This is a genomic window from Kitasatospora sp. NPDC036934 (assembly GCF_055608425.1).
Genome location: NZ_JBVJQR010000061.1, coordinates 1 through 9,994, shown reverse-complemented (window position 1 = coordinate 9,994; position 9,994 = coordinate 1). Strand labels below are relative to the sequence as shown.

The 9,994-nt window shown below is 75.8% G+C and carries 1 protein-coding gene; it reads left to right on the top strand.

Annotated elements, in window-relative coordinates; all coding sequences use genetic code 11:
• Positions 1–9,994: SDR family NAD(P)-dependent oxidoreductase (locus ACZ7BZ_RS37945; protein WP_470362362.1), on the top strand; the 9,994-nt coding region annotated here is incomplete at both ends.

The following is a 9,994-nucleotide window of genomic DNA, read 5'->3' as shown; positions in this document are numbered from 1 at the left end:
CCTCCTCACCACCGGCCACACCCACTTCATCGAAACCAGCCCCCACCCCGTCCTCACCACCCCCATCCAACAAACCGCCGACACCACCGACACCGGTACGGAGACCGTCACCACCGGCACCCTGCACCGCAAGCGGCCGGGCTGGACGGCGTTCCTCACCTCGATGGCGCGGCTGCACACCGTCGGCGCGGACGCCGACTGGGCCCGGCTCTTCGAGGACGCGCAGCCCCGGCGGGTCTCCCTGCCGACCTATCCCTTCCAGCGGCGCCGCCACTGGCTGGAGCCCCGAACCGATCGGCGGACCACGGCCGACACGCCGCCCGACGGACCGGCCGAGGACCCGGCCGCGCAGGAGCGGGACACCGCCGCCCCACCCGCGGCGTCCGAGGCACTGACCGCGCTGCCGCCCGCCGAACGGCGCCGCGCGCTCCTGGACCTGGTGCACCGGAACGCGGCCGCCGTCCTCGGCCACACCGGCGACGAGGAGCCCGCCTCCGGACGCTCGTTCAAGGAACTCGGCTTCGACTCCTCGCTCGCCGTGGAGCTGCGGAACCGGCTGGTGACGGCGACCGGCCTGGAGCTGCCCGCCGCGCTGCTGTTCAACCACCCGACGCCGCAACTCCTCGCCGAACACCTGCGCGACCGCCTCGCCGAGGCGCCCCGCACCGCCGCGCCCACGGCCGGGCACCGGCCCGGCCACCCGGCGAACGGGTCGGCCGCCGACGCCGAGGACCCGATCGCGATCGTCGGAATGGCCTGCCGCTACCCCGGCGGCGTGCGCACACCCGAGCAGCTGTGGCGGCTGGTGGAGACCGGGACGGACGCGACCTCCGACTTCCCGGACAACCGGGGCTGGGACCTCGACGCCCTGTTCGACCCGGAGTCGGCGGCCTCCGGCACCTCCTCCGTGCGCCGTGGCGGGTTCCTCCCCGACGCCGACCGGTTCGACCCCGCGTTCTTCGGCATCAGTCCGCGCGAGGCGCAGGCGATGGACCCCCAGCAGCGGGTGCTGCTGGAGGTGTCCTGGGAAGCCCTGGAGCGGGCCGGCATCGACCCGTTGTCGCTGGGCCGGAGCCAGACCGGGGTGTTCGTCGGCGCGATGTCCCAGGAGTACGGGCCCCGGCTGACCGAGGGCGCCGAAGGCCTGGAGGGCTTCCTGCTGACCGGCACGACGGCGAGCGTCGCCTCCGGCCGGATCGCCTACACCCTGGGGCTCCAGGGCCCCGCGCTCACCGTGGACACCGCCTGCTCGTCCTCACTGGTGGCCCTGCACCTCGCGGCCCGGGCCCTGCGCAACGGGGACTGCCCGCTGGCGCTCGCGGGCGGCGTGGCCGTGATGGCCACCCCCGGGATCTTCGTCGAGTTCAGCCGGCAGCAGGGGCTGTCCGCCGACGGGACGTGCAAGGCGTTCTCCGACGCCGCGAACGGCACCGCCTGGGCCGAGGGCGCCGGGATGCTGGTGCTGGAGCGGCTCTCGGACGCCCGGCGCAACGGCCACCGCGTCCTCGCCCTGATCCGCGGCTCCGCCGTCAACTCCGACGGAGCGAGCAACGGGCTGACCGCGCCCAACGGGCCGTCCCAGGAACGGGTGATCCGCCAGGCGCTCGCCGACGCCGGGCTCGGGCCCGCCGACGTGGACGCCGTCGAGGCGCACGGCACCGGCACCAGGCTCGGCGACCCCATCGAGGCCCAGGCCCTGATCGACACCTACGGACGGAACCGGCCCGCCGACGCCCCGCTGTGGCTGGGGTCCCTGAAGTCCAACATCGGGCACGCGCAGGCCGCGGCGGGCGTCGGCGGCCTGATCAAGATGGTGATGGCGCTGCGCCACCGGTCGCTGCCCCGCACCCTCCACGTGGACCGGCCGACCCGTCAGGTCGACTGGTCGGCGGGCACCGTACGGCTGCTGACCGAGGCGCGGCCGTGGCCCGACACGGCCGTCCGGCGGGCGGCGGTGTCGTCGTTCGGGATCAGTGGCACCAACGCGCACCTGGTACTCGAAGAGGCCCCCGACGCCTCCGACGTCCCCGGCGTCCACGTGGTCCGCGAACCGGCGGCCGACGGGACCGGCACCAGCGGGACCGGCACCAGCGGGACCGGGAGGGACGGCGACCGCCTGCCGCTCGCGGTCGGCGCCGACACCACCGTGCCGTGGCTCGTCTCGGCGCCCGACGAACAGGGCCTGCGCGCCCAGGCCGACCTGCTGCGCCGCCACCTCGACACCGCGCCGGACCACGCGCTGGCCGGCATCGGCCGGGCACTCGCCACCGGCCGCCCCGCGTTCGCCCACCGCGCCGTCCTCACCGGCACCGATCGGGCCGCCCTGGCCGCCGCGCTGGCCGCGCTCGCGGACGGCGAGCCGGCGCCCGGCGTCGAGCGGGGCACGGCAGCCGACCGGGGCAAGGTCGTGTTCGTCTTCCCCGGGCAGGGCTCGCAGTGGGCCGGCATGGCCGCCGGGCTGATGGAGTCCTCCCCGGCCTTCCGGACGGAACTCCTCGCCTGCGCCGACGCCCTCCAGCCGTACCTGGACTGGTCGGTGCGCGACGTCCTGGCCGGGGTACCGGGTGCTCCCGGGATGGACCGGTCGGACGTGATCCAGTGCACGACGTTCGCGGTGGTGGCGGCCCTCGCCGCGCTCTGGCGGGCTGCGGGGGTGGAACCGGACGCGGTGATGGGCCACTCCCAGGGGGAGATCGCCGCCGCGTACGTCGCCGGCGCGCTGTCGCTGCCGGACGCCGCGCGGGTGGTCGCGCTGCGCGGAAGGGAGTTGCTGCCGCTCGCGCACACCGGCGGCCTGCTGTCGGTGGCCCGCTCGCTGGACCAGGTGACCGGACTGATCGCCCGCTGGGACGGCCGGCTGACCGTTGCCGCGCTGAACGGCCCGTCCTCCACCGTCGTCGGCGGCGACCTCACCGCCCTGGAGGAGCTGGCCGCGCACTGCGCCGAGGCCGGTGTCTGGGCCCGTCGGGTGCCCATCGACTACGCCTCGCACACCGCGCACGTGGAGGCCGTCCGGGACCGGCTGGCGGAGGTGCTCGCGCCGATCGCCCCCCGCGCGCCGCGGACCGCCTTCCGCTCCACCGTGCAGGGGGTCCGGCAGGAGCCGTTCGAGACCGGCGCCGAGTACTGGTACCGCAACCTGCGCCACCGGGTCGAGTTCGAGCCGGTGATCCGGGAGCTGGCGGCCGAGGGCTACCGCACCTTCATCGAGATCAGCCCGCACCCGGTGCTGACCCAGGCGATCGAGCAGACCGTGGAGGCGGCGGGCGCCGCCGGCACCGTGGTCGCCGAGTCGCTGCGCCGCGACGACGGCGGCTGGGACCGGTTCGCGGCGGCGCTCGGCCGGGTGCACACCCAGGGCGTGCGGGTCGACTGGCGGGCCGTCCTGCGCGACGCCCCGGCGGACCCCGTCGACCTGCCGACCTACCCGTTCCAGCGGCAGCGCTACTGGATCGAACCGGCCGCGCGGGGCGCCAACGCCCTCGGGCACCGGTTCCTGGACACCGTGACCGAACTCGCCGACGGCGACGGGCACGTGTTCACCGGACGGCTGTCCACCTCGGCCCGGCCCTGGCTGGCCGACCACGCGATGCGCGGCACCGTCCTGCTGCCCGGCACCGCGCTGCTGGACCTCGCCGTCCGGGCCGGGGCGGAGGTGGGCTGCGGCACGGTCGACGAACTCACCCTGGAGGCGCCGCTCGCCGTCCCCGAGGACGGCGAGGTCCGGCTCCAGGTCGTCGTGGGCACCACCGACGAGGCCGGACGCCGCCCGGTGCGGCTCTACTCGCGGCAGGGCGGCGCGGAGTGGACGCGGCACGCGGCCGGGTTCGTCTCGGCCGGTGCGGCGGGCGGCCCCGGTGCGGGTGCGGACGTGTTCCCGGGTGCGGAGTGGCCGCCGCCCGGGGCCGCCGAGCTCGACGTCGCCGAGCTGTACGACCGCCTCCACGAGCAGGGCTACGAGTACGGACCGGCGTTCCGGAACGTCCGGGCCGCCTGGCGGCTGGGCGAGGAGCTGTTCGCCGAGGTGACCGTCCCGGCGGAGCTGCGGACGGACACCGGGCGGGGCGCCCCGCACCCCGCGCTGCTCGATGCCGCACTGCACCCGCTGGCCGCCACCGGGCTGCTCCGGGAGGACTCCGGGCAGATGTTCCTGCCGTTCTCCTGGACCCGCTTCGCCTCCGGGTCGGCGGCGGAGGCCGGCCCCGGCGCGGGTGCGGGCTCCGGTGCGGCCTCGGGTTCGCGTTCGGGTTCGGCCTCGGGTCCGGCCTCCTCGGTGGGAGAACCGCTGCGCGTCCGGCTGACCCCGGCCGGAGCCGACACCGTCGAGTTGACCGTCACCGACGAGACCGACAGCTCGGTGCTCGCCGTCGGCGCCCTCGCGCTGCGGCCCGTCGCCGTCGAACGGCTCGCCCCCGTCCGGACCGTACGGGACCTGTACGCCGTGGAGTGGCGGCCGCTGCCGCTCGGCGCACCCGAGCCCGCCCGGTGGGCCGTCCTCGGACGCGTGCGGCCGGTGGACGGCCCGGCCGCACACTCCTACCCGGACCTCGCCGCACTGCGCGAGGCGGTCGCCGGCGGCGCCCCCGTCCCCGACCTGGTCCTCGCCGGACCTCTGCACGCCGACGACGCCGGACCGGACGGCGCCGGACCGGACGATGCCGGACCGGACGACACGGCACCCGGCACCCCTGCCGACACCGCGCACCGGCTCACCGGGCAGGCGCTGACGCTCGTCCAGGAGTGGCTCGCCGACGAACGCCTCGCCGACGCGCGACTGGTGATCACCACCCGCGGCGCGACCGCCGTGGACGACACGGCGCCGGCCCCCTCCCCGGCGACCGCCGCCGTCTGGGGCCTCATCCGGTCCGCGCAGACCGAGCACCCCGACCGGATCGTCCTGCTCGACCTGGACGACGACCCGGCCTCGGCCCGCGCCGTCCCCGCCGCCGTCGGCACCGGCGAACCCCAACTGGCCCTCCGGGCCGGGACGGTGAAGGTCCCGCGGCTGGCCCCGCTCACCACGGCCGGGCCGCCCGGAGCTCGCCCGACGCCCGACGGCACGGCGCCCGGCGCCCCCGCCCTCGACGGCACCGGCCTCGGAGGCGCCGCCCTCGACGGCACCGTGCTGCTCACCGGCGGCACCGGCGGCCTCGGCGCCCTGGTCGCCCGGCACCTGGTGACCGCCCACGGGGTACGGCACCTCGTCCTGGTCAGCCGCCGCGGCCCCGCCGCCGACGGTTCCGCCGAACGGGCGGAGGAACTGCGCGCCCTGGGCGCCGAGGTCACCGTCACCGCCGCCGACGCCGCCGACCCCGAGTCGCTGGCCGCAGTGCTGGCCGCCGTCCCGGCCGACCGACCGCTGCGCGCCGTCGTCCACCTCGCCGGCGTCCTCGACGACGGGACCGTCACCTCCCTCACCCCCGAGCGGACCGACGCCGTCCTGCGCCCCAAGGCGGACGCGGCCTGGAACCTGCACGAACTCACCCGGGAGCTGCCGCTCACCGCGTTCGTGCTGTTCTCCTCCGCGATCGCCACCCTGGGCGGCGCCGGCCAGGCCAACTACGCGGCCGCCAATGCCTTCCTCGACGCCCTCGCCCAGCACCGCCGTGCCTCCGGCCTGCCCGCCGTCTCGCTCGGCTGGGGCCTGTGGGCCGACTCCGCCGGAATGGCGGGGCGGATCAGCGACTCCGACCAGGCGCGGCTGCGCCGCGGCGGCCTCGCCGCGATGCCCGCCGAGGACGCGCTCGCCCTGTTCGACGCCGCGCTCGCCGCGGGCCGGCCGGTCGCGCTGCCCGCCCGGCTCGACCTCGCGGCGGTCCGGACGGAGCACGACCGGGGCGAGATCCCCCCGCTGCTGCGCCGTCTGCTGCCCCGCACCGGCGGGTCGGGCGGCGCCCGCACCACCAGCACACGGCCCGCCGCGTCCGCCAGGAGGATCGCCGAACTGCCCCCGGCCGAGCGGGAGGCGGCGCTGCTCGGCCTCGTCCGCGCCAAGGCCGCCGAGGTGCTGGGCCACGACGACCCCGCCACCGTCGAACCGGACCGGGCCCTGCGCGAGCAGGGTCTCGACTCCCTCACCACCGTCGAACTGCGCAACCGCGTCAACGCCGCCACCGGCCTCCGGCTGCCCGCCACGGTGGTGTTCGAGCACCCGACCGCCACCGCGCTCGCCCGGTACCTCGGCGAGCGGATCACCGGCACCGGCCGCACCGACGACGTCACGGCCACCCGGGTGCGGAACGAGGAGCCGATCGCGATCGTGGGCATGGCCTGCCGCTACCCCGGCGGCGTCCGCTCCCCCGAGGACCTGTGGCGACTGGTGACCGACGGCGTGGACGCGATCGGCGAGTTCCCCACCGACCGCGGCTGGAACCTCGACGCCCTCTACCACCCCGACCCCGACCACCCCGGCACCAGCTACACCCGCCACGGCGGATTCCTCCACGACGCCGCCGACTTCGACCCCGAGTTCTTCGGCATGAGCCCCCGCGAGGCCCTCGCCGCCGACCCGCAACAGCGCCTCCTCCTCGAAACCGCCTGGGAGACCCTGGAGAACGCCGGCATCGACCCCACCACCCTGCGCGGCACCCACACCGGCGTCTTCACCGGCGTCATGTACGACGACTACGGCAACCGGCTCATGCAGGCGGCACCCGACGGCTTCGAGGGGTTCCTGCTCGCCGGCACCCAGACCAGCGTCGCCTCCGGCCGGGTGTCGTACGCGCTCGACCTCGCCGGGCCCGCACTGACGGTCAACACCGCGTGCTCCTCGTCGCTGGTCGCCCTGCACCTGGCCGCCCGCGCGCTGCGCAACGGCGAGTGCGACCTCGCGCTCGCCGGCGGGGTCACGGTGATGGCCACCCCGAACGCGTTCGTGGAGTTCAGCCGTCAGCGCGGCCTGGCCCCCGACGGGCGCTCCAAGTCCTTCGCGGCCGCCGCCGACGGTGTGGTGTGGAGCGAGGGCGTCGGCCTGCTGCTGGTCGAGCGGCTCTCCGACGCCCGCCGCAACGGCCACCAGATCCTCGCGGTCGTCCGGGGGACGGCGGTCAACCAGGACGGCGCCTCCAACGGCCTCACCGCGCCCAGCGCCGCCGCCCAGCGCCGGGTGATCCGCCAGGCCCTGGCCGGCGCCGGGCTCGCCGCCGCCGACGTCGACGTGGTCGAGGCGCACGGCACCGGGACCAAGCTCGGCGACCCGATCGAGGCGGAGGCCCTGCTCGCCACCTACGGACAGGACCGCGAACACCCGCTCTGGCTCGGCTCGGTGAAGTCCAACATCGGCCACACCCAGGCCGCCGCCGGCGTCGCCGGCATCATCAAGATGATCGAGGCGATGCGCCACGAGGTCCTGCCCAGGACCCTGCACGTCGACGCGCCGTCCCCGCACGTCGACTGGAGCACGGGCAGCGTCGAGCTGCTGACCGAGAACCGGGACTGGCCCACGCACGGGCGCCCGCGCCGCGCCGCCGTGTCCTCCTTCGGCATCAGCGGCACCAACGCCCACGTCATCCTCGAACAAGGCCCCACCGCACGACCGGTGGCCCAGACCGAGGGCCCCTCGGACGCGGCGGTGACGGCGGACGCGGCGCCGGTCACCTGGCCGCTCTCGGCCAGGACCCCTGCCGCACTGCGGCAGCACGCCGAACGGCTGGCGGACCACGTCGAAGCCCACCCCGAACTCACGGCCGCCGCCGTCGCCGCCGCGCTCGACACCCGCGCCGGCTTCACCCACCGCGCCGCCGTGGTCGCCACCACACGTGGCGAACTCCTGGACGGACTAAGGGCGTTGGCCGCCGATCAGCCGGACGGCCGGCTCATCCAGGGCACCGGCGTTCCGGGGAAGACGGTGTTCGTGTTCCCCGGCCACGGCACCCAATGGCCCGGCATGGGACTCGCGTTGCTGGACAGCTCACCCGTCTTCGCCGAACACCTCCACGCCTGCGACCAAGCCCTCCGACCCCACACCGGCTGGTCCCTCCTCGACGTCCTGCGCGCCGAACCCGACGCCCCCGACCTCAACCGCACCGACGTCGTCCAACCCGCCATCTTCGCCATCACCGTCGCCCTCGCCCGCACCTGGCAACACCACGGCATCCACCCCCACGCCGTCATCGGCCACTCCCAAGGCGAAATAGCCGCCGCCCACATCGCCGGCGCCCTGACCCTGGACGACGCCGCCCGCACCATCACCCACCGCGGCCGCATCGCCCACACCATCACCGACACCGGCGGCATGGCCGCCATCCCCCTGCCCCCCGACCAGATCACCCTCCCCCCCGGCCTCACCATCGCCGCCCACAACTCCCCCCACAACACCGTCGTCTCCGGCGACCTCACCACCCTCAACACCCTCATCACCCACTACCGCGACCAAGGCATCCAAGCCCGCCCCGTCCCCATCGGCTACGCCTCCCACTCCCCCCACATCGAACCCCTCCGCGACCAGTTCCTCACCACCCTCGCCGACCTCCGACCCACCACCCCCACCATCCCCTTCCACTCCACCACCCACCCCGGCACCACCCCCACCCTCAACGCCCAGTACTGGTACGACAACCTCCGCCACCCCGTCCACCTCCACACCGTCACCCAGAACCTCCTCACCACCGGCCACACCCACTTCATCGAAACCAGCCCCCACCCCGTCCTCACCACCCCCATCCAACAAACCGCCGACACCACCGACACCGCGGTGGCCACGATCGCCACCCTCCGGCGAAACCACGGCGGCCCGTCGCAGCTGGCGACCGCCCTGGCCCTGGGCCGGATCTCGGGCCTGCCCGTCGCCGGCGCCCCGTACAGCGGCCCGCGTCCGGCCCTGCCCCCGTACCCGTTCCAGCACGGGCCGTACTGGCTGCACCCCGCCGCCACGAGCACCGGTGCCCTCGGGCAGACCGGCACCGACCACCCGCTGGTCGTCTCCGCCGTCGAACTCGCCGACGGCCAGGGGCACATCCTCACCGGCCAGGTGTCCACCACCGGCCTCCCGTGGCTCGCCGACCACGCCGTGCACGGGACCGTGCTGCTGTCGAGCACCACCTACCTGGAGACGGCCCTCCGCTCCGGACTGGAGGTCGGCTGCGGGCACGTCGAGGACCTCACGCTGGAGGTCCCACTCGTCCTCTCCGACGGAGAAGCCGTCCGGCTCCAGGCCGTGGTGGGCGAACCGGACGCCGAAGGCCGTCGGTCCTTCGCGGTCTACTCCCGCCCCTCCGACGCCTCGGGCGACGCGCCGTGGACCCGCCGGGCCGGCGGGTCGCTCACCGCCGAAGCGCCCACGCCCGCCACCTCGCCTTCGTCCGCGCCCCCGCAGTCCGCCGCCTGGCCACCCGCCGGAGCCGTCCCGATCGACCTCACGGACGCCTACGAGCGCCTGAGCGCCAGGGGCTACGACTACGGACCGGCCTTCCAGGGCCTGCGCGCGGCCTGGCGGCTCGGCGACGACGTCTACGCGACCGTCGCCCTCCCCGAGTCCGAGCAGCCCGCGGCCCAGCGCTTCTGCCTGCATCCGGCGCTGCTGGACGCCGCCCTGCACCCCATCGCCCTCGGCCTGCTCGGCGACCGCCCCGAGAGCGTCCTGCCGTTCAGCTGGAGCGGCGTCTCCCTGCACGCCGTCGGCGCGGACGGTGTCCGGGTGCGGCTCTCGCCGGTCGGGACGGGCACCGTGGCCATCACCGTCACCGACACCACGGGCGCTCCCGTCGCGGACATCGCGTCACTCGCCCTGCGCCCGGTCGACCCGGCGCGCCTACGCGCCGGCACGGACCCGGGCCTGCCGTTCCTGGTGGAGTGGTCGGTGGTCGACACACCCGGTGCGACGGAGCCGGCCAGCGGGGCAGCCGAGGTGCTGGTCGTGCGGCCCGAGGGCGACACCGCCCAGGACGCCGATCAGGTCGCCGCCGCCCACCACACCGCCGAACACACCCTCACCCGCATCCAGGAATGGCTCGCCCAGGACCGCACCGACGACGCCCACCTCGTCATCATCACCCGC